General features: G+C 65.6%; 15 protein-coding genes. 4 read left to right on the forward strand and 11 right to left on the reverse strand.

The window, feature by feature from the left end; translation table 11 throughout:
• Positions 1-3: 3 nt before the first annotated feature.
• Entirely contained in the window at positions 4-528 is a 525-nt protein-coding gene (locus Q8O96_RS21800) for a sigma-70 family RNA polymerase sigma factor (RefSeq protein WP_115582353.1), read from the reverse strand.
• 331 nt (positions 529-859) lie between these two features.
• Here Q8O96_RS21800 and Q8O96_RS21805 point away from each other — a divergent pair, with 331 nt between their 5' ends.
• Positions 860-2,947, forward strand: coding sequence for an EAL domain-containing protein (locus Q8O96_RS21805; RefSeq protein ID WP_305949381.1), 2,088 nt, complete (start codon positions 860-862; stop codon positions 2,945-2,947).
• Between the two features lie 9 nt (positions 2,948-2,956).
• On the opposite strand, the gene Q8O96_RS21810 is transcribed toward Q8O96_RS21805, so the two are convergent.
• On the reverse strand, positions 2,957-5,392 hold the full coding sequence (locus tag Q8O96_RS21810) for a hypothetical protein (protein WP_305949382.1): 2,436 nt from the start codon (positions 5,390-5,392) through the stop codon (positions 2,957-2,959).
• A 285-nt stretch (positions 5,393-5,677) separates the two neighbouring features.
• Between Q8O96_RS21810 and Q8O96_RS21815 the strand changes: the two genes are divergently transcribed.
• Both Q8O96_RS21815 and Q8O96_RS21820 read left to right on the forward strand, forming a co-directional pair.
• Positions 5,678-6,856 carry an NnrS family protein gene (locus tag Q8O96_RS21815; RefSeq protein ID WP_180988628.1) on the forward strand — a complete coding sequence of 393 codons (1,179 nt, stop codon included), beginning with the start codon at positions 5,678-5,680 and terminating at the stop codon, positions 6,854-6,856.
• A 92-nt stretch (positions 6,857-6,948) separates the two neighbouring features.
• Positions 6,949-7,917 carry a diguanylate cyclase gene (locus Q8O96_RS21820; protein ID WP_305949383.1) on the forward strand — a complete coding sequence of 323 codons (969 nt, stop codon included), beginning with the start codon at positions 6,949-6,951 and terminating at the stop codon, positions 7,915-7,917.
• 62 nt (positions 7,918-7,979) lie between these two features.
• On the opposite strand, the gene Q8O96_RS21825 is transcribed toward Q8O96_RS21820, so the two are convergent.
• The 9 genes from Q8O96_RS21825 to gloB all read right to left on the reverse strand — a co-directional run bounded on the left by Q8O96_RS21825 (position 7,980) and on the right by gloB (position 19,767).
• Complete coding sequence (locus Q8O96_RS21825) at positions 7,980-8,912, reverse strand: hypothetical protein (protein ID WP_305949384.1); 933 nt, start codon at positions 8,910-8,912, stop codon at positions 7,980-7,982.
• A 113-nt stretch (positions 8,913-9,025) separates the two neighbouring features.
• Positions 9,026-9,820: an enoyl-ACP reductase FabI gene (fabI, locus tag Q8O96_RS21830; RefSeq protein ID WP_305949385.1), complete on the reverse strand. Its 795-nt coding sequence runs from the start codon at positions 9,818-9,820 to the stop codon at positions 9,026-9,028.
• 22 nt (positions 9,821-9,842) lie between these two features.
• Positions 9,843-11,453 (reverse strand): ABC transporter ATP-binding protein, encoded by a 1,611-nt coding sequence (locus Q8O96_RS21835; protein WP_207167792.1) that lies wholly within the window; start codon positions 11,451-11,453, stop codon positions 9,843-9,845.
• Position 11,454: 1 nt separating this feature from the next.
• Positions 11,455-12,474, reverse strand: coding sequence for an ABC transporter permease (locus Q8O96_RS21840; RefSeq protein WP_060843442.1), 1,020 nt, complete (start codon positions 12,472-12,474; stop codon positions 11,455-11,457).
• 1 nt (position 12,475) lies between these two features.
• Positions 12,476-13,549: a microcin C ABC transporter permease YejB gene (locus tag Q8O96_RS21845; protein WP_016964272.1), complete on the reverse strand. Its 1,074-nt coding sequence runs from the start codon at positions 13,547-13,549 to the stop codon at positions 12,476-12,478.
• A 1-nt stretch (position 13,550) separates the two neighbouring features.
• Positions 13,551-15,401 (reverse strand): extracellular solute-binding protein, encoded by a 1,851-nt coding sequence (locus Q8O96_RS21850; RefSeq protein ID WP_305949386.1) that lies wholly within the window; start codon positions 15,399-15,401, stop codon positions 13,551-13,553.
• Positions 15,398-17,227, reverse strand: coding sequence for an extracellular solute-binding protein (locus tag Q8O96_RS21855; RefSeq protein ID WP_305949387.1), 1,830 nt, complete (start codon positions 17,225-17,227; stop codon positions 15,398-15,400). The genes Q8O96_RS21850 and Q8O96_RS21855 overlap by 4 nt, the downstream gene beginning before the upstream one ends.
• Positions 17,228-17,472: 245 nt before the next feature.
• Positions 17,473-18,900: a transglycosylase SLT domain-containing protein gene (locus Q8O96_RS21860; RefSeq protein WP_102865231.1), complete on the reverse strand. Its 1,428-nt coding sequence runs from the start codon at positions 18,898-18,900 to the stop codon at positions 17,473-17,475.
• 99 nt (positions 18,901-18,999) lie between these two features.
• The gene (gene gloB, locus Q8O96_RS21865) at positions 19,000-19,767 is read right to left on the reverse strand and encodes a hydroxyacylglutathione hydrolase (protein WP_207167798.1); all 768 of its coding nucleotides are present in this window, start codon (positions 19,765-19,767) and stop codon (positions 19,000-19,002) included.
• Between the two features lie 65 nt (positions 19,768-19,832).
• On the opposite strand from gloB, the gene Q8O96_RS21870 reads away from it, so the two are divergent.
• A complete protein-coding gene (locus Q8O96_RS21870; protein WP_102865229.1) occupies positions 19,833-20,591 on the forward strand; it encodes a methyltransferase domain-containing protein in 759 nt (252 codons plus the stop codon).
• Positions 20,592-20,650 lie beyond the last annotated feature (59 nt).

Consider the following 20,650-nt stretch of genomic DNA (forward strand, 5'->3'; position numbering starts at 1 on the left):
GCTCTACTCGATCAGCAGGCCGTCGAGTTCGGCCTCCAGCAGCGCGCAATGCACCAGGGCCTGGGCCAGGTATTTCTTCACCATGCGCTCCGAGACCCCCAGTTCTTCGGCAATGGCCTTGTAGGGACGGCCATGCAACTGCGCCAGGAGAAAGGCCTCGCGCACCCGTTGCGGCAGGCGGCCGAGCATGGCGTCCACTTCATAGAGGGTCTCGACGATGATCGCCCGTTGCTCCGGGGACGGTTGCAGCGCCTGGGGCCGCGCCGCCAGGGCCTGCAGCCAGGCCTGTTCCAGCTGGCGGCGGCGCCAGTGATCGATGCACAGGCCCCGGGCGATGGTGGCCAGGTAGGAGCGCTGCTGCACCTCGCCGTCCAACTGCGGCGGGCGCTTGAGTACCCGGACGAAGATTTCGTGGGCCAGATCGGCGGCATCCCAGGCGTGGTTCAGGCGGCGCCGCAACAGTTCATAGAGCCAGGGGTGATGGGCGTCATAGAGGTTGTGGACCAGAGCGGGGCTGGCGGGCGGCATGGAAGGCAAGGGCGTGGTCCGGTGGCGGGTGGCGTTGCAAATGGGAATTGCTCGCGATTAAAGCAAAACCCCTGATACGCTGCAAATGATATTGATTCGCCGTTGTGCCGGGGTGCAGCCCGGCCCGAGCCGCGGCGTCGGGGTCAAGTCTGGCGCCGCCGGGGCGATAAAACACTCAAGGCAGTGCCAGCGAGTGCTTGCCGACCAGGGTTTCTACAGTGGTATCTTCGCCTGCACCCCCTGTTTGTCCCACGGCGCCGCCAGACGCCGGGCGGCCGTGGCGGGGGCCGTCTGCGGGGGGCGGGCATGCAGTGGCAGAGGGGAGAGGTTGATGCGGCAACCGAGGTTCAAGCTGTTTTTCACCCACCGCCTGGCGCTCCTGGCGGGCGCCGAGTCCTTGCGTTCGATACGTGAGGGGCTGCTCTGGCTGTTGCCCTGTCTGCTGGTTTCGGCGGTATTCCTGATACTGGCCCAATGCGCCCAGGCCCTGGGGGCTCCCAGTACCCTGGTGGACTTGCTGGCCGGGCTGCACAAGCGCATCAGTTCGATCATCCCCTTGCTGGTGGCGGCGTCCATCGGCTACATGCTGGCGATCCAGTACCGCTTGCCCCAACTGCCGGTGGCCTTTCTCTGTCTGTCCCATGTGGTGATCGCCATCTATCTGCTGCGGGACTATCCGCTGGCGTCGGCGACCTTCGTGCTGTTCATTGCCATTGCCTCGCCTCTGGTCAATGTCCCGGTCATGGCCTGGCTGCATCGCCGACGCTGGACACGGCTGGTGGACGAGGGGCTGGTGGGGCACAACCTCAAGGGCACCATCAATATGGTGCTGCCGGGGGTGCTGACGTCCCTGGTGCTGGTGGCGGTGCTGCAGTCGCTGTTGCAGGTCCACGACTTTGCCTACGTGCAAGGCCTGATCGACATCGACAGCCTGGACTATCCCTACTTCAACGCGATCCTTTTGACCACGACCAACTCCCTGCTGTGGTTCTTCGGCATTCACGGCACCTACGCCATGCAGCCGTTGATGGAGGTGATGGATCAGGCGGTGGCCCTCAATGCCGCCGATCACGCTGCCGGGCAGCCCCTGCGCTATGCCCTCAACAGTGGCTTGCTGGGCTGTTTCGCCTTCATCGGCGGTTCCGGCGGCTCCCTGGCCCTGGTGCTGGCGATCCTCGGTTTTTCCAAGAGCCGTTCCATGCGCCTGCTGGCGCTGGCGAGCCTGGCGCTGTCGCTGTTCAACGTCAACGAACTGCTGCTGTTCGGCCTGCCGATCATTCTCAACCCGCGCCTGCTGGTGCCCTTCATGCTGGTGCCCATGGTCAATGCCTGCCTGGCCCTGCTGGTGGTGCAGCAGGGCTGGGTGAGCCCGGCGCTGGTCAGTGTGCCCTTTACCTCACCGGTGCTGCTCAATGCCTACCTGAGTACCCAGGGCGATTGGGGCGCGGTGCTCCTGCAACTGGTGCTGCTGGGCGTCGGTACGCTGATCTACACGCCTTATGTGCGCAGCATCCAGCGCCAGGGCGAAGGCAGCGAGCAGGTGTACCTGAAGGCCTTCGACGCCACCTTCCATAGCCTTGAGGAGCGGGGCCGGCTGTTGGAGCTGGACCCGATGGTGGCGGCCTACAAACAGGCGGCCCAGCAGTCCTTGCAACTGGCGCGGATCCAGCAGTTGAGCGGCTACGACTTCCACCTGGAGTATCAGCCCCAGGTGGCCAAGGGCAGTGGTCTGTGTACGGGGTGCGAGGCGCTGATCCGTGCCCGGGATGCCCAGGGGCAGGTCAAGTCGCCCTGGGAGCTGCTGCAATGGCTGGGGCAGGCCGGGCTGATGCCCGAGGTGGATTTCTGGGTGGCGTCCCAGGCGGTGCGCCAGCACCTGGCCTGGAGCAAGATCGGGTTCGAGTTGCCCATCACCATCAATATCTCCAGCGCCACCCTGGCCTCGGCGGAACATGGCCGGCGCCTGCTGGAGATTCTGGCCCGGGCCCATGGCCAGGTGTCGGTGGAAATCACCGAGGACGCTCTGGTGGGGGATGCGCTGCTGACCCAGCAATGGATCGGCAAATTACATGCCCTGGGCGCGCGGGTCTATATCGACGACTTCGGCACCGGCTTCTCGGCCTTGAGCTACCTGCATCAGTTTCCGGTGGACGGGATCAAGATCGACCGCAGCTTCGTCCTGGCCCAGCGCGAGCCCAAGGGTGCCCAAGTGCTCAACGGTCTGCTGCGCTTTTGCGAGACGCTCAAGCTCAAGGTGGTGGTGGAAGGGGTGGAAACCCGGGAGCAACTGGACTTCCTGCAATCGAGCTCGGAGCTGATCATCCAGGGCTGGTACTACAGCAAGTCCCTGCCCGGGGAGCAGATCCCCGGTTTTGTCAGCCAGCGGGCGCGCAGCGCCCTGGCCGCCCGCGAGGATTGAGGCGCCGCTTCAGGCTGCGGGACCAAACGCCGGATGTTCCGGGCGCGCCAGGGCCTGCCAGGCGCCGGCCAGGTGCGCGTCGGCGGCGAGCAGCCACAGGCCCTGATGGGGCTCCAGGGCCTGGGCGGGCAGGGCGAGCAGCTCGGCCAGGGGCAGGCGCAGGCTGCGGCCCGGATCGGCGTCGTCCGCGGCCTGCCAATCCCGTTCGAACAGGCGCAACTCCAGGTCCTGGTGGTCGAAGTGCCGCAACAGCGGCCGGTGGCGCAGCCATTGCGGTGCGATGCGCAGGCTGCGCTGGTGCACGTCCAGCAGCAACAGCTGCCAGGCGCGGTGGCCGTCCTCGACCTCGAGGCGCAGCCGGGTCAGGGCCAGGTAACGGCCATCGGCGGACCAGATCAGCGACGGTGCCAGGCCCGTCAGGGCGCAGCCGCTGGCGGTGAGCAAGTGGCCGCCCAGGCGCGGGCTGCCTTCCCGCAGCCAGCTGTCGGCGTATTCGGTTTCGCTACCGAACAGCCACGCGGCATCCCGGCCGTCGGGGGCCGGCTGGATGAAGTCGCCTTCAGCCACCGCGGCCTGGGGCCGGTCCACCAGGCGCCAGTCGGCCAGCGGCAGCAGCTGCTGCTCGGTGATCTGCAAGCGCTGGCGTTGGTAGCACAGCTGGGAGCCGTCTTGCTCGGCGCAGAACGCGGCAGCGTCGTCGGGTGCCGGCGCGGGCTGATTGAAGCGTTGCAGGGGGCTGCTTGGCAGGTCCTGGTCGAGGCGGCCGACGATCACCGCCAGGCTCAACTGGCCATGGCGCAGGTCCAGCAGGCGCGCCGCCAGCAGCGGCGGGCTGTGCAGCAGGCGTCGCTGTTGCAGGTCGGCCACCACCGCCCGGTCGCTGACCAGGGGAAGCCGGGCAACAGGCAGCAGGGCCAGGTAGCGCCGGCAGTCGGAAACCCGATGGTCCAGCCGCCAGCGCCCGGGCAGTTGCCAGTCGCCGAGCCGGCAGGCGTAGGCGCCCAGGCCGTGTTCATCGTCGGCCAGCCAGCTGAACAGCGCCCGCTGGCCGTCCAGCAGCGGCTCCGACTCGATCTGGCTGTCACCGCGCTGGCCGCCGCGGTCCAGGGGCTGGCGCACTCGGGTCCGCACCAGGGGCAGCGGCGCGACCTGCAGGCAACCTTCGGGGTCGTGGCCGACGCCGGTCTCGGTGTCGCTGTGGATGCTGTGCAGGCGATAGCCGTAGCGGCCCCGGTCGGCTTCGGCGCAGTCCAGGTAGGCCGCGTGGCGCAGGTAGTGGCTGTCCAGCTCCAGCAGGGGGCCGGGGTAAAAGGAGGGTTCCGCCGGGCTGGCGACCCAGGGCGCCGGCAGCGGGCGCCAGCCGTGGTCTGCCTGCCACAGCCAGGTCGCGGCCAGATCGGGTTGTTGTTCCTCGCGGGCGCTGCAGGCCAGGGAGCGGCTGTCGCGGCTCCAGCAGCGGGGGCTGTCGGCGCCGATCAGCAGGCCAGTGGGCTGGCCGTCCAGGCTCAGTTGGTAAGGCGGTGCCCGCAGGGGTTCCAGGGGTTGGGGCAAGTCTCGCAAGCAACGGGGCAGGAGCATCCGCGCCTGGAGCCGGTGACGTCCGTCCGGGGACTGTTCCTCGAAGCTCTGCCGGGCCAGGCTGTCGACCCAGGCACCGGGCTCCAGCCACAGATCGGCCACCGCCAGCAGGTCGATCGCTTCGGCGCCCTCCAGCAGCGTGGCCAGGCTGGCGTGGCGCGAGCCGTTGTCCACCAGGGGACTGTGCCGCCCGCTCAGGCGCTCTTCGCTGAAGGCGTCCAGCTCCCAGAATTCGCTGTGGTCGCAGCGGTACAGCCGGCGCAGCGAGCGATCGAGGATCGCCAGGCCCCAGCGTTGCCGCGATGGCAAGGGCGCCGCGAAGTAGCGTCCATCGCTGGAGAAGCGCGCCGACGACCCCAGTCCTTGCAGCAACACGCCGTCCGGAAACAGGTAATCGCAATAGGTGGGGCCGCCCATGGCGATCTCGCCCTGGTTGAACACCCGGATCGGCAGGCCTTCCGGGGTGCTCTGCGGTTCGCTGCCGCCCCAGGCGCTGGTGCTGGCCGCGGGGGCCTGGACCAGGCCCAGGCGGCGCTCCAGGTGGCTGATGGTGCCCATGCCAACCAGGATGCTGGCGAAGGCCGCGGCGATGTCCCAGTACGCCGGCAATGCCCGCCCCAGGCTGAAGCCCAGGCCGAACACCGCGCTGATCATCAGCCGGGCCATGGCGCGGCCGGTGCGGGGCCAGCCCAGGCGAGCCGCCAGGACCATGCCGGCGGCGCAGCCCAGCACCACGGCCAGGGCCAGGGGCGGCGGCAGCACGGTGACCAGGAAGATCGGGATCAGCAGGGCGCTCAACTGCCAGAGCAGTTCCAGCAACAGGCGCGACAGGCTTTTTTCGGACGGGGCGCTGGGACGGGAGGGCACCGGGGGACATCCTTGTGGCGTAGGGGGATGGCAAGGGCTGCCAATCTACGCCCTTGGGCGGAAAAACGCAGCTCGCAAAACCGAGTCGGATTGACCTGTTGCGTGGTCGTTATGACCTGATTTTTTCGGGTCATAAAGACTCGGTTCGGCTGGCGGCCGCGGTTTTGCCGGGCGGCGGTCTTGGCATGAAACCTGATGGGGCTGATGTATTGCTGATTGGCCAAGGAGTTCCGCGCATGATTCGTCGCTGCAATTCGCCGTTGCCTGTCCCGAGCCTGGGGAGGGATGCCTGTGTCGCTGCCTGAACGTTGGCGGCAATGGGCCGCGCAGCCGCTGTGGAGCCTGGGCTTCCGGCCGTTTTTCCTCGCCGGAGCGGCGTTTGCCTGCCTCGCCCTGCTGGGCTGGGGCCTGTGGCTGCACGGCGGCTGGAGCGGCCGCCAGCCGCTGGGCGGCATGCTGGCGTGGCATCGGCACGAGATGCTGTTCGGCTTTGCCGTGGCGATCATCGCCGGGTTTCTGCTGACGGCGGTGGCCAACTGGACCGGGCGCCCGGCACTGAGTCGCACGCCGTTGATCCTGTTGTGGCTGCTCTGGCTGCTGGCGCGGCTGGCCTGGTGGCTGGCGCTGCCGCTGCCGTTGTTCCTGGTGCTGCAACTGGCCTTCATGCCGGCGCTGGCCGCGGTGGTGGGGCATGAGCTGTGGCGTGCGGGCAAGCGCGACAACTACCCCATGGTGCTGATCCTGGGCCTGTTGACGCTGTTTCAGGGGCAGACCCTGCTGGGCCTGCTGGCGGCGCAGGAACTCTGGCAGCGCCACGGCGAGCTGGGGGCGCTGTGGCTGGTGGCGGCCCTGATGACGGTGATTGGCGGTCGGGTCATTCCGTTCTTCATCCAGCGCGGGCTCAATCGGCCGCCGGCGCCACCGGCTTCGCCCTGGCCCACCCGGGTGTTGCTGCTGGGCAGCCTGCTGGCGGCAATCTCCATGGCCCTGGGCGGTGGTGACGCGCCACGGCCCTGGCTGGCAGCGTTGTTCGCAGTGCTGGCAGTCCTGCATCTGTGGCGCCTGTGGCACTGGCACCAGCCGGGGCTGTGGCGGCTGCCGCTGCTATGGTCGCTGTACCTGGGCTACCTGTGGCTGGCGCTGGCCACCCTGGGCATGGCGCTGTGGCACCTGGGCGGTCTGTCGTCGCAGAGTCTGGTGACCCACGCCCTGGCGCTAGGCGGCCTCGGCGGGCTGGTGCTGGGCATGATCGCCCGGGTCAGCCTGGGCCATAGCGGCCGGCCGCTGCAGGTGACCCGGGCCATGGTCGGGGCCTTTGCCTTGCTGTTCCTGGCGGCCCTGTGCCGGGTGCTGCTGGTGCCATTCAGCGCCCTGGGCCTGGGGATTTCGGCGCTATTGGGCGCCTTGGCCTTTGCCCTGTTCGTCGGCGGCTACGCGCGGATCCTGTTGACCGCGCGGCTGTGACAGGCCGCGATCGAGGACCGCCAGCCGCCTCGCCAGGGGCTGGCGGTGAAACTGGACTACGCTTGCGGTCTTAGCCGCGAATGGAGTCCGCGATGTTGTATCCCAGCAAACCCAGTGATGAGGCCCGGCGAGTCCAGACCCTGCGCGAACTGAATGTGCTCGACACCTTGCCGGAGGAGCGTTTCGACCGGGTGACCCGACTGGCCAAGCGCCTGTTCAATGTGCCCATTGCCCTGATCAGCCTGGTGGACAGCGATCGCCAGTGGTTCAAGTCAGCTGCGGGGCTGGAGGCCAGCCAGACCTCCCGGGACATTTCGTTTTGCGGCCACGCGATCCTGGATGACCAGATCTTCATGGTCCGCGACGCCGAGTGCGACGAACGTTTCCAGGACAACCCACTGGTCACCGGCGAACCGCGGATCCGTTTCTACGCCGGTTGTCCCCTGAGCGTGCCCAATGGCAGCAAGCTGGGCACCCTGTGCCTGATCGATACCCGGCCCCGGGACCTGGACGACGAAGAGCGTGCCCTGCTGCGAGACCTGGCCCGCATGGCCGAGCAGGAGCTGGCGGCCGTGCAGATGGCCAGCATGGACGAGATGACCCTGCTGTCCAATCGGCGCGGCTTCGAAGCCCTGGCCCGGCATGCCCTGGCGGCGTGCACGCGTCTGGACAAGTCGGCGACCCTGCTGTTTTTCGATCTCAACGAGTTCAAGCGGATCAACGACAGCTACGGTCATGCCGAAGGGGACGGGGCCTTGAAGACCTTTGCCGATGTGTTGCGCATTGCCTTTCGCGAGAGTGATGTGATCGGCCGCCTGGGCGGCGATGAGTTCGTGGCCCTGCTGACGGGGGCCGGCAGTGTCGAAACGTCGGCGATCATGGCGCGCCTGCGGGAGATCCTCGATGAGCGCAACGCTTCCCTGAAACGCGGCTACGACATCCGCTTCAGCGTCGGCCAGATCGAATACGACCCCGAGCGCCACGCCGGTATCGAAGCGCTGCTGGCCGATGCCGACCAGGCCATGTACCTGCACAAGCAGGCCGGCAAGCGCAGCCACTGAATCTGCTGCCGGCAAGGCCCGCGGCGTGGAGCGGGGCTGCAACCCAAGGCGCTGGCCGGCCGCTACGGCCCGCGCTCGATGGCCGGTGGCGCATAGCCTTCCTCGAGGGTCACCCCGGAGGCCCTGGCGCGGGTTTCCGCTTGCGAGCGCCGCTGCTGCAGGGCTTGCAATTGAGCCGGGAGCAGGGTTTTCCAGTGTGCTCGCTGGTGCTCGGCAAAATGACTCGCCCAGAACCTGTCCAGGGACATCAGGTTGACGCTGATCAGGTAGACAGCGGTTTCCAGGGGCGCGCTTTTCGAGTCGTAGCGCAGGGCCCGGACATGGGCGATGAAGTTGCCCTGATAGAGATACCAGTCATAGAAGGTGCCGACGGCGAGCCATTCTTCCAGGCTCATTTCACGCTTGGCATCGAACAGGGGATGGCTGAGCGGGGTCATGCCCAGGAGGCTCTCCTGCCCGTCGAGCTTGTGCCATTGGGCGCCGGGTATCCGCGGGTCTGAAGGGAAGTAGTAGGTTTGCCAGCCGGCGCTCTTCAAGTTCCCGATGAGGCGATAGATCAGGTCCTTGTTCTGCTCGTGCGTGCTGTTGTCCGGCAGGCCGCGCAGGTCGATGTTCAATGCCTGGATGTGGTTCGAGACCTGGCCATCCACGGTCATGCTCAGCCCGGACACCTGATCCAGCTCCAGCGTGCCCTCGGGCTGGGAAAGGCTCAGGTCAAGGAGCGCGCCTTGGCGATCGGCTTCATACCAGCACATGTCGACCGCCTCCAGGCAGTCGGCGCCAAAGCGTACCGGGCTGTTTGCAATGACCTCGTCAACCGTTGCGGCCAACGGGATGTGCAGGCTGGCGACTGTGTCGGTCAGGCGATTGGGCTGGGTGTCTTGAGGCTTGTCGCAGCCGGCGAGAAAGATCACCAGCAGCAGGCACGGCAGCTTGATGCCGGGCGGTTTCAGCGGGCGAGCAGACGGCCGGGTTTTCCATGGGGTTCTTTGCATCGGGCATCCGTGAGGGGCAGCTATCTGCACTGCGGCCGGTGAGCCTGGATCGGCGATCAGCCGGTGTCGCGGCGCTGCGACGAGGGCCTGAGGGCCCTCGCCACAGCCGGGAGTCATTCGTCGAGGTTGCCCATGGCGGTGGTGTTGAAGCCGCCGTCGACGTACATGATCTCGCCGCTGATGCCCGAGGCCAGGTCCGAGCAGAGGAAGGCCCCGGCGTTGCCGACTTCCTCGATGGTGACGTTGCGCCGCAGCGGGGTCTGGGCTTCGTTGGCCGCCAGCATCTTGCGGAAGTTCTTGATGCCCGAGGCGGCCAGGGTGCGGATCGGGCCGGCGGAGACCGCGTTGACCCGGGTGCCTTCCGGGCCCAGGGAACCGGCCAGGTAGCGCACGCCGGCTTCCAGCGAGGCCTTGGCCATGCCCATCACGTTGTAGTTGGGCATGGTGCGCTCGGCGCCCAGGTAGGACAGGGTCAACAGGCTGCCGTTGCGGCCCTTCATCATGTCGCGGCCGGCCTTGGCCAGGGCCACGAAGCTGTAGGCGCTGATGTCGTGGGCGATGCGAAAGCCTTCGCGGGTGGTGGCGTCGGTGAAGTCGCCTTCGAGCTGATCGCCGGGGGCGAAGCCCACGGAGTGGACGATGCAGTCCAGGCCGTCCCAGTGCTTGCCCAGCTCGCTGAAGACCTGGGCGATCTGCTCGTCGCTGGCCACATCGCAGGGAAAGCACAGCTCGGCGCTGGAGCCCCAGCCGGCGGCGAACTCCTCGCCCCGGCCCTTGAGTTTTTCGTTCTGATAGGTGAAGGCCAGCTCGGCGCCTTCACGGTGCATGGCGGCGGCAATGCCGGAGGCGATCGACAGCTTGCTGGCGACACCGACGATCAGGACACGCTTCCCAGCGAGAAAACCCATAAGTGGCTACTCCTGTTGCAGGTTATTGGGTGTGTACCGGAGCCAGGAAGGCGGCTTCCAGCAGTTGCTGTGTGTAAGGGTGTTGCGGGGCGCCGAAGATTGCCTGGGCGTCCCCTTGTTCCACCACCTGGCCGTGCTTGATTACCATCAACTGGTGGCTCAGGGCCTTGACCACTGCCAGGTCGTGGCTGATGAACAGGTAGGTCAGGTTGTACTTGCGTTGCAGGTTGCGCAGCAGTTCCACCACCTGGCGCTGCACGGTGCGGTCCAGGGCCGAGGTCGGCTCGTCCAGCAGGATCAGCCGCGGCTTGAGCACCAGGGCCCGGGCGATGGCGATGCGCTGACGCTGGCCACCGGAGAATTCGTGGGGGTAGCGGTGCCGGGTGTCCGGGTCCAGGCCCACTTCCTTGAGCGCTTCGATGATCGCCTGTTCCTGCTCCTGTTCGCTGCCGATCTTGTGGATGCGCAAGCCTTCGCCAACGATCTGGCTCACGCTCATGCGCGGGCTGAGGCTGCCGAAGGGGTCCTGGAACACCACCTGCATTTCCCGCCGCAGCGGCCGTACCTGTTGCTGGCTCAGGGCGTCGAGCTGCTGGCCTTCGAAACGAATGCCGCCCTGGCTGGCGATCAGGCGCAGGATCGCCAGCCCCAGGGTCGACTTGCCCGAGCCGCTCTCGCCGACGATGCCCAGGGTCTGGCCCTGGGGCAGGCTGAAGTGGATGCCGTCCACCGCCTTGACGTGATCCACGGTGCGGCGCAGCAGGCCCTTCTTGATCGGGAACCAGACCTTGAGGTTGTCCACTTGCAGCAACGGCGGGCCGACTTCATTGCTTGCCGGCAGGCCGCTGGGCTCCGCGGCCAGCAGTTCCCGGGTGTAGGGGTGCTGCGGCGCGCGGAACAGCTCCTCGCAGGACGCCTGCTCGACGATGCGGCCTTTCTGCATGACACAGACCCGGTGGGCAATGCGCCGCACCAGGTTCAGATCGTGGCTGATCAGCAGCAAGGCCATGCCCAGGCGCGCCTGCAGTTCCTTGAGCAGTTCGAGGATCTTCAACTGCACGGTGACGTCCAGGGCGGTGGTCGGCTCGTCGGCGATCAGCAACTCCGGCTCGTTGGCCAGGGCCATGGCGATCATCACCCGTTGCCGCTGGCCGCCGGACAGTTCGTGGGGCAGGGCCTTGAGGCGCTTGTGCGGCTCGGGAATGCCCACCAGTTCCAGCAGTTCCAGGGTGCGCCTGCTGGCGACCTTGCCGGTCAGGCCTTTGTGGATGCCCAGCACCTCGTTGATCTGCTTCTCGATGCTGTGCAGCGGGTTCAGCGACGTCATGGGCTCCTGGAAGATCATGGCGATGCGGTTGCCGCGAATGTGGCGAATGGTCTTTTCCTTCAGGGTCAGCAGGTCGTGTCCGGCGTACTGGATGCTGCCGGACGGGTGCTGGGCCAGGGGGTAGGGCAACAGGCGCAGGATCGAGTGGGCGGTCACCGATTTGCCGGAGCCGCTTTCCCCTACCAGGGCCAGGGTTTCGCCGCGCTTGATGTCGAAGCTGATGCCTTCCACCACGCGCTGGCACTGGGCGCCGGCGACGAATTCCACCGCCAGGTCGCGGACTTCGATCAGAGTGTCCTGGGTCATGTCATTTCCTCGGGTCGAAGGCATCGCGGGCGGATTCGCCGATAAACACCAGCAGGCTGAGCATGATCGCCAGCACGGCAAAGGCACTGATGCCCAGCCACGGCGCCTGCAGGTTGGACTTGCCCTGGGCCACCAGCTCGCCCAGCGACGGCGCCCCCGGCGGCAGGCCGAAGCCGAGGAAGTCCAGGGCGGTGAGGGTGCCGATGGCCCCGGTGAGGATGAAGGGCATGAAGGTCATGGTGGAGACCATGGCGTTGGGCAGGATGTGGCGGAACATGATGGCGCCGTTCTGCATGCCCAGGGCCCGGGCCGCGCGCACGTATTCCAGGTTGCGCCCGCGCAGGAACTCGGCGCGCACCACGTCCACCAGGCTCATCCAGGAAAACAGCAGCATGATCCCCAGCAGCCACCAGAAGTTCGGTTGCACGAAACTGGCGAGGATGATCAGCAGGTAGAGCACCGGCAGCCCGGACCAGATTTCCAGGAAGCGCTGCCCGGCCAGGTCCACCCAGCCGCCGTAGAAGCCCTGCAGGGCGCCGGCGATGACCCCGATGATGGAACTCAGGATGGTCAGGGTCAGGGCGAACAGCACCGAGATGCGAAAGCCGTAGATGACCCGGGCCAGCACATCGCGGCCCTGGTCGTCGGTGCCCAGCAGGTTGTCCGCCGAAGGCGGCGCCGGGGCCGGCACCCGCAGGTCGTAGTTGATGCTCTGGTAGCTGTAGGGGATCGGTGCCCAGAGCACCCAGGCGTCCTTCTGTGCCAAAAGCTCGCGGATGTACGGGCTCTTGTAGTTGGCTTCCAGGGGGAATTCGCCGCCGAAGGTGGTTTCCGGGTAGCGCTTGAGGGCCGGGAAGTACCAGCCGCCTTCGTAGTGCACCACCAGCGGCTTGTCGTTGGCGATCAGCTCGGCGCCCAGGCTGAGGATGAACAGCACCAAAAACAGCCACAGCGACCACCAGCCGCGCTTGTTGGCCTTGAAGCGTTCGAAGCGCCGGCGATTGAGGGGGGACAGGTTCATCTCAATGCTCCCGGCTGTCGAAGTCGATGCGTGGGTCCACCAGGGTGTAGGTCAGGTCGCCGATCAGTTTCACCACCAGCCCCAGCAGGGTGAAGATGAACAGGGTGCCGAACACCACCGGGTAGTCGCGGTTGATCGCCGCCTCGAAGCTCATCAGGCCCAGGCCGTCGAGGGAGAAAATCACCTCCACCAGCAGGGAGCCGGTGAAGAAGATGCCGATGAAGGCCGAGGGGAAGCCGGCGATCACCAGCAGCATGGCGTTGCGGAACACGTGGCCGTAGAGCACCCGGCGCTGGGTCAGGCCCTTGGCCTTGGCGGTGACCACGTACTGCTTGTTGATCTCGTCGAGGAAGCTGTTCTTGGTCAGCAGGGTCATGGTGGCGAAGTGGCCGATCACCAGGGCGGTGACCGGCAGCGCCAGGTGCCAGAAGTAATCGAGGATCTTGCGCCCCCAGCTCAGCTGGTCGAAGTCGTTGGAGGTCAGGCCGCGCAACGGGAACCAGTTGAAATAGCTGCCGCCGGCGAACACCACGATCAGCAGGATGGCGAACAGGAAGGCCGGGATCGCGTAGCCGACGATGATCGCCGAGCTGGTCCAGACATCGAAGTGGCTGCCGTGGCGGGTGGCCTTGGCGATCCCCAGGGGGATCGACACCAGGTACATGATCAGGGTGCTCCACAACCCGAGGGAGATGGACACCGGCATCTTTTCCTTGATCAGGTCCACCACCTTGGCGTCACGGAAGAAGCTGTTGCCGAAGTCCAGGGTGGCGTAGTTCTTGATCATGATCCACAGGCGTTCCGGCGCCGACTTGTCGAAGCCGTACATGTGCTCGATTTCCTTGATCAGCGCCGGGTCAAGGCCCTGGGCACCGCGGTAGCTGGAGCCGGCCACCGAGACTTCGGCGCCGCCGCCGGCGATGCGGCTGGTGGCGCCGTCGAAGCCTTCGAGCTTGGCGATCATCTGCTCCACCGGGCCGCCGGGGGCGGCCTGGATGATCACGAAGTTGATCAGCAGGATGCCCAGCAGGGTGGGGATGATCAGCAGCAGTCGGCGAACGATATAGGCCAGCATGTCATTGCTCCCTGTCGGCCGCGGCCGCCTGGTCCGGGGCCGGTTCTACGGCGGGCTTGGCATCGGGCTTGATCCACCAGGTGTTGATGCCGATGTCGTACTTGGGCGCGACTTGCGGGTGGCCGATGTGGTCCCAGTAGGCCACGCGCCAGGTCTTGATGTGCCAGTTGGGGATCACGTAGTAGCCCCATTGCAGGACCCGGTCCAGGGCCCGGGCGTGGGCCACCAGGCTGGCGCGCGAATCGGCGTTGATCAGGCTTTCCACCAGGCTGTCGATGGCCGGGTCCTTGAGGCCGATGTAGTTGCGGCTGCCGGGCTTGTCGGCGCTGGAGGACATCCAGAACTCGCGTTGCTCGTTGCCTGGGGAGTTGGACTGGGGAAAGCTGCCGACGATCATGTCGAAGTCCCGCGAGCGCACCCGGGTGATGTACTGAGACACGTCGACCCGGCGGATCACCAGGTCGATGCCCAGGTCGGCCAGGTTGCGCTTGAATGGCAGCAGGACCCGCTCGAACTCGGTCTGGGCCAGGAGGAACTCGATCACCACCGGTTTGCCCTGGGCGTCCACCATCTTGTCGTCGACGATGCGCCAGCCGGCTTCCTGCAGCAGTTGGTAGGCCTGGCGCTGCTGGGCGCGGATCATGCCGCTGCCGTCGCACACCGAAGGCGAGAAGGCCTGGTCGAACACCTGTGGCGGGATTTTGCCCCGCAGCGGTTCGAGGATCGCCAGCTCCTCCGGGCCCGGCAGGCCGGTGGCGGCCATCTCCGAGTTCTCGAAGTAGCTGCGGGTGCGGGTGTAGGCCCCGTTGAACAGCTGCTTGTTGCTCCATTCAAAATCCAGCAGCAGGCTCAGGGCGTGGCGTACCCGCACGTCCTGGAACATCGGCCGGCGGGTGTTGAAGACAAAGCCCTGCATGCCGGTGGGGTTGCCGTTGGCGATCTGTTCCTTGATCAAGCGGCCCTGGGCCACGGCCGGGGTGTTGTAGGCGTTGGCCCAGTTCTTCGCGCTCATCTCCAGCCAGTAGTCGAACTGGCCGGCCTTGAGGGCTTCCAGGGATACGGTGTTGTCGCGGTAGTAATCGCTGGTGATCACGTCGAAGTTGTAGAAACCGCGGTTGACCGGCAGGTCGCGGCCCCAGTAGTCCTTGACCCGCTCGTAGCGAATCGAGCGTCCGGCCTTGACCGCGGTCACCCGGTAGGGGCCGCTGCCCAGGGGCACTTCCAGGTTGCTCTTGGCAAAGTCGCGGCTTTCCCACCAGTGCTTGGGCAGGACCGTCAGCTGGCCGAGGATCAGCGGCAGTTCACGGTTGTTGCTGTGCTTGAACTTGAACAGCACCCGCAGCGGGTCTTCGGCGATCACCTGGTCGACGTCGGCGTAGTAGCCGCGGTACAGCGGCGAGCCGGCGCTCATCAGGGTCTGGAAGCTGAACACCACGTCCTCGGCACGAATCGGCTGGCCGTCATTGAAACGCGCTTCCGGGCGCAGGTAGAAACGCACCCAGCTGTTGTCCGGGGCTTTCTCGATCTTGCCCGCCACCAGCCCGTACTCGGTGAAGGGCTCGTCCAGGCTCTGGGCCATCAGGGTGTCGTAGATCAGGCCGATGTTCTGTTCGGGCACGCCCTTGCTGATGAAGGGGTTGAGGCTGTCGAAGCTGCCGAAACCGGCCATGCGGAAGGTGCCACCCTTGGGCGCATCGGGGTTGACGAAGTCGAAGTGCTGGAAGTTCGCCGGGTATTTCGGCGCTTCGTTGTACAGGGTCAGGGCATGTTGCGGCGCAGCCTGGGCACAGCAGGCGATGACGCCGAACAACAGGCCGCTGGTGCGCAGGAGCAGGGCACGCAGAGGCATCATTGGGGACTCTCCAGGGACTTCAGCCACCAGGCGTTCAAGCCCAGGTTGTAGGGCGGCGTGGTGACCAAGGCGAACCGGTTTCGGTAGGCCAGTCGGTGATAGTTGAGGTACCAGTTGGGAATCATGTAGTGCTGCCACAGCAGCACCCGGTCCAGGGTGCGGCCGGCGGCCAGTTGCTCGTCGCGGCTCTGGGCGGCCAGCAGTTGCTCCAGCAGGTGATCGACTATGGGGTTGTTGATGCCTGCATAGTTCTTGCTGCCCTTGACCGAGACCTGGCTGGAGTGGAAGTACTGCCATTGCTCCAGGCCCGGGCTCAGGGTCTGGTTGAGGGTCATGAGGATCATGTCGTAGTCGAACTGGTCCAGGCGCTGCTTGTATTGCGCCCGGTCCACGGTACGCAGGCGCGCGTCGATGCCGATGCTGGCCAGGTTCTCCACATAAGGCTGGAGAATGCGCTCCAGGTTGGGATTGACCAGCATCAGCTCGAAACGCAGCGGCTGCCCGGCGCTGTTCTGCAGGCGCTGGCCGTTGAGCTTCCAGCCGGCGTCGGCCAGTAGCCCCAGGGCGCGGCGCAGGGTATCCCGGGGGATGCCGCGGCCCTCGGTGCGGGGCAGGCTGAAGGCCTGGGTGAAGAGGTTGGGGGGCAGTTGCTCGCGGTAGGGCGAGAGCAGCAGCCATTCGTGCCCCACCGGCAGGCCCGTGGCGGAGAATTCACTGTTGGGGTAGTAGCTCAGGGCGCGCTGGTAGGCGCCGCTGAACAGGGTGCGGTTGGTCCATTCGAAGTCGAACATCAGGCCCAGGGCTTCACGCACTCTCACGTCGGCGAAGAGGCTGCGCCGGGTGTTCATGAACAGGCCCTGGGTCTGGGTGGGGATCTGGTGCGCCACCTGGGCCTTGATCACCTCGCCGCGATTGACCGCGGGGAAGTTGTAGCCGTTGGCCCAGTTCTTGGCCTGGTGCTCGATGTAGATGTCGAACTCGCCGGCCTTGAAGGCTTCGAAGGCCACATCGCTGTCGCGGTAGAACTCCACCTCGACCCGGTCGAAGTTGTTGAAGCCGCGGTTGACCGGCAAGTCCTTGCCCCAGTAGTCCTGGACCCGTTCGAACACCAGTTGGCGTCCGGGCTGGACCTGGGTGATGCGATAGGGGCCACTGCCCAGGGGCGGGGTGAAGGTGGTGGCCTTGAAGTCGCGGTCTTTCCAGTAGTGCTGGGGCAGGACCGGCAACTCCCCCAGGCGCAGGATCAGCAGCGGGTTGCCGGCGCGCTTGAAGACGAAGCGGATGCGTTGCGGGCCGAGGATATCCACCCGCTGCACCTCCTGCAGGTTGGTGCGGTACTGCGGGTGGCCTTCCTTGAGCAGCAGGCGGTAGGAAAACGCCACGTCGTAGGCGGTGATCGGCTGGCCGTCGTGAAAGCGTGCCTCGGGGCGCAGGTTGAACACCACCCAACTGCGATCCTCGCTGTATTCCACGGAGCGGGCGATCAGGCCGTAGCTGGAAGTGGGTTCATCGCCGGAGGGCGCATAGAGGCCGGTTCCCACCATCAACGGCTCATTGAGCTCGTTGACGCCGTATTGCAGGAAGTTCGGCGTGGCGACCGGGCTGATGCCCTTGAAGGTATAGGGATTGAGGGTGTCGAAGGTGCCAAAGGCCATGACCCGCAAGGTGCCGCCTTTGGGCGCCACGGGATTGACCCAGTCGAAGTGGGTGAATTTGGCCGGGTACTTGAGCGTGCCAAACTGCGCATAACCATGACTTTCAGTGATCGTTGCGCTTGCGGGAAAGCTCAAGGCCAGACTGATGAAGAACAGAAGGAGGGGACGCATCGAGTCAGAGATCCGATCCAGGCGGCTTGGGCTTTGTGCTCCGTACAGTAACAGCTTGTATCAGCAGGAAAAAGCGCGCTTTTTCTGCGGCTGGTGTAGCCAGGGGGCTGGCTCCCGTTGGGGCGCGCAGCGCCCCTTGATCCAGGCGCCGCGTGACTTCAGATACCCCCAGCTTTCAGGGCTTGCCGGTGCTGCGCACTGGAGCGCAAGCCCACTCCCTCGGCACAACGAGCCGGGTTGCCCCGTCAGTGCGGCAGGTAGACCGTGAGCATCTGGCCCGGCTTGAGAGCCTGGGCTGCGCGCGGGTTCCAGCGCTTGAGGTGCTGCATTTCAACATTGAAACGCTTGGCCACGATGTACAGCGAGTCGCCTTGCTTGACCTTGTAACGGGTCGATTTCTGCTTGCTGCTGGCCACGCTGGTTTTCTTGCCGGCGCTCTTGCGGGTGTCCTGCATCACCAGGGTCTGGCCGACCTTGAGGTTCTTGCCACTGAGCTTGTTCCAGCGTTGCAGGTCCTGCACATCCACCTTGTTGGCCTTGGCGATCAGGGTCAGGTTGTCGCCGTTCTTGACCCGATAGATGCGCTTGGGCCGCAGCGAGTCGCGGCCTTCGTCGCGGTCGAAGACCGGCTTGAGGGAGCGTTTGCTGATCAGCTCTTCGGGTTTCATGGTGGACAGGCTGGTGGTCAGCAGCTGTGCCTTGGACGTTGGCACCAGCAGGTGCTGGGGACCGTCGACGGTGGTGCGCTGCTTGAACGCCGGGTTGAGCTGGAACAGCTCGTCCTCGTCAATGTTGGCCACCGCCGCGACCTTGGACAGGTCCATGCGCTGGTTGATTTCCACCACCTGGAAGTAGGGTTCGTTGGCGATCGGGTTGAGATTGACGCCGTAGGCTTGCGGGGCCAGCACCACCTGGGACAGGGCCAGCAGCTTGGGTACATAGGCCTGGGTTTCCGTCGGCAGCGGCAGGTTCCAGTAGTCGGTGGGCAGGCCGAGCTTCTCGTTACGCTCAATGGCCCGGCTGACCGTGCCTTCGCCGGCGTTGTAGGCGGCCAGTGCCAGCAGCCAGTCGCCGTTGAACATGTCGTGCAGGCGGGTCAGGTAGTCCAGAGCCGCGGTGGTCGACGCGGTGATGTCGCGTCGGCCATCGTAGAAGCGGGTCTGGCGCAGGTTGAAGTAGCGACCGGTGGCCGGGACGAACTGCCAGAGTCCCACCGCATCGGCCCGGGAATAGGCCAGCGGGTTGTAGGCGCTTTCGATGACTGGCAGCAGCGCCAGTTCCAGCGGCATGTTGCGCTCTTCGAGACGTTCGACGATGTAGTGGATATAGAGGCTGCCGCGCTCGCCGGCGTTTTCCAGGAAGGAAGGGTTACTGGCGAACCACAGGCGCTGTTGTTCAATACGCGGGTTGACGCCCTGGCCTTCTTGCAGTTGGAACCCCTGGCGCATGCGTTCCCAGACATCCTGGGGGACTTGCGGGCTTGGCTGGTTGCTCAGCCAGATGGGTTTCTGCTTGATGCGGGCGTTGAAATTCTGAGTGTGTGTCGCGTCGCTCTGCGGGGCATGACCGGTGCTTTGGCAGCCCGCAAGAGTCGCTGACACAGCTACCGCGATGGCCTGGGCCAAGCGCGTCAATGCGTCTGAACTGATGGAATAACGAATAGATGACGACATTGGCTGGAAGTAAGTTCCGGGCAAAAATGTCGGGCGATTCTAGAAAGCACCCGGGGTGCGGTCAACCATTCAGAATTTTTGTGCCAACAGTTGGCCGGCTTAGAACTTATCTTTCCAGGCCCTCAGGGCCGCAAAGACCGCACTCTGGGACGGGTTATCCTGGCCATTCCGTTCGTCCGCTTTTTGTTTAACGGATGTTTCACCGGTACGTAAAAACGGGTTGGTCAGTTTCTCCAGGGCCAGGGTTGATGGCAGGGTCATGCGCCCTTGCTCGCGCATCTGCGTGACCTTTTCCAGGCGCTGGGCAATGTCCGGGTTGGTGGGTTCCACTGCCTGGGCGAAGCGCAGGTTGCTCAGGGTGTATTCGTGGGTGCAGTAGATCAGGGTGTCGTCCGGCAGCGCGGCGAGGCGGCTGAGGGAATGGTGCATCTGCTCTGGGGTGCCTTCGAACAGGCGCCCGCAACCGGCGGCGAACAGGGTGTCGCCACAGAACAGCAGGCCGTGATGGTAGTAGGCAATATGCCCCAGGGTATGGCCCGGTACGGCAAACACCTCGAAGTCCCAGCCGAGGATGTTGGCGTGGTCGTTGTCGTTCAGGGCCACGTCGCGTCCGGGGATCTTTTCCTGTGCCGGGCCGTAGACCGTGGCGCCACTGTGCTGTTTCAGGTGCTCGACACCGCCGACATGATCGTGGTGATGGTGGGTCACCAGGATGTCGCTCAGGCTCCAGCCCGGGTGCTGTTCCAGCCAGGCCAGTACCGGCGCCGCATCCCCGGGATCGACGACGGCGCAGCGCTGGCTGCGATGATCTTGTAACAACCAGATGTAGTTGTCGGTGAAGGCGGGCAGGGCACTGATCTGTATCATCTTTGGATTCGCCAAGCGGAAAACAATGGCGCATCTTAGAACTTCTTGGCGTGTTGGAGAATGCAATGACCGATAAAGCCTTCGCTCAGGCAGATCCCGACTGGCTGGCCCTGATCAGTGCGGCCCGGGACTGGTTGTCCGGTCCTCTGGGGCAGTTTCTGCTGGATGAAGAGCGACGCATGCTTGAAGAAGAGCTGGGGCGTTTCTTCGGCGGTTACCTGGTGCATTACGGGCCCTCGGCGCAGACCCCGCCGGCGGCGCCCCAGGTGCAACGCAACGTACGCCTTGGCGCGCCGTTGCCCGGGGTCGAGATCGTCTGTGAGGAGCAGGCCTGGCCCTTGAGCGAACATGCCGCCGATGTGGTGGTGCTGCAACACGGTCTGGATTTCTGCCTGTCGCCCCACGGCCTGCTGCGCGAGGCGGCGAGCAGCGTAAGGCCCGGTGGCCACTTGCTGATTATCGGTATCAACCCCTGGAGCACCTGGGGCCTGCGTCACGTCTTCGCCCATGACGCCTTGCGCCAGGCTCGCTGTATCTCGTCGTCGCGGGTGGGCGACTGGCTCAACCTGCTGGGGTTCGCGCTGGAGAAACGCCGCTTCGGGTGCTATCGTCCGCCGCTTGCCTCGCAGGCATGGCAGGCACGATTGGCGGGCTGGGAGCGCAAGGCCGGGCAGTGGCAACTGGCCGGCGGCGGCTTTTACCTGCTGGTGGCGCGCAAGATCGCCGTCGGCCTGCGCCCGGTGCGCCAGGTGCGACGCGAACCCATGGGCAAGCTGTTGCCACTGCCCATGGCCAAGGTCAATCGCCGTAACAGCGAGCCCTGACGACCTGCAGCAACCTTCTTTTTATATAGACCGGCCGAGTGACCTCGGCCCTGGGCGCT

The sequence above is a fragment of the Pseudomonas sp. LPH60 genome (assembly GCF_030718165.1).
Classification (GTDB): domain Bacteria; phylum Pseudomonadota; class Gammaproteobacteria; order Pseudomonadales; family Pseudomonadaceae; genus Aquipseudomonas; species Aquipseudomonas danubii.

Bases quoted from the DNA above. Each gene is read 5' to 3' on its own strand.
- Q8O96_RS21800 (WP_115582353.1), bottom strand. From the start codon at position 528: ATGCCGCCCGCCAGCCCCGCTCTGGTCCACAACCTCTATGACGCCCAT.
- Q8O96_RS21805 (WP_305949381.1), top strand. From the start codon at position 860: ATGCGGCAACCGAGGTTCAAGCTGTTTTTCACCCACCGCCTGGCGCTC.
- Q8O96_RS21815 (WP_180988628.1), top strand. From the start codon at position 5,678: ATGCCTGTGTCGCTGCCTGAACGTTGGCGGCAATGGGCCGCGCAGCCG.
- Q8O96_RS21820 (WP_305949383.1), top strand. From the start codon at position 6,949: ATGTTGTATCCCAGCAAACCCAGTGATGAGGCCCGGCGAGTCCAGACC.
- Q8O96_RS21825 (WP_305949384.1), bottom strand. From the start codon at position 8,912: ATGCAAAGAACCCCATGGAAAACCCGGCCGTCTGCTCGCCCGCTGAAA.
- fabI (WP_305949385.1), bottom strand. From the start codon at position 9,820: ATGGGTTTTCTCGCTGGGAAGCGTGTCCTGATCGTCGGTGTCGCCAGC.
- Q8O96_RS21835 (WP_207167792.1), bottom strand. From the start codon at position 11,453: ATGACCCAGGACACTCTGATCGAAGTCCGCGACCTGGCGGTGGAATTC.
- Q8O96_RS21840 (WP_060843442.1), bottom strand. From the start codon at position 12,474: ATGAACCTGTCCCCCCTCAATCGCCGGCGCTTCGAACGCTTCAAGGCC.
- Q8O96_RS21845 (WP_016964272.1), bottom strand. From the start codon at position 13,549: ATGCTGGCCTATATCGTTCGCCGACTGCTGCTGATCATCCCCACCCTG.
- Q8O96_RS21850 (WP_305949386.1), bottom strand. From the start codon at position 15,401: ATGATGCCTCTGCGTGCCCTGCTCCTGCGCACCAGCGGCCTGTTGTTC.
- Q8O96_RS21855 (WP_305949387.1), bottom strand. From the start codon at position 17,227: ATGCGTCCCCTCCTTCTGTTCTTCATCAGTCTGGCCTTGAGCTTTCCC.
- Q8O96_RS21860 (WP_102865231.1), bottom strand. From the start codon at position 18,900: ATGTCGTCATCTATTCGTTATTCCATCAGTTCAGACGCATTGACGCGC.
- gloB (WP_207167798.1), bottom strand. From the start codon at position 19,767: ATGATACAGATCAGTGCCCTGCCCGCCTTCACCGACAACTACATCTGG.
- Q8O96_RS21870 (WP_102865229.1), top strand. From the start codon at position 19,833: ATGACCGATAAAGCCTTCGCTCAGGCAGATCCCGACTGGCTGGCCCTG.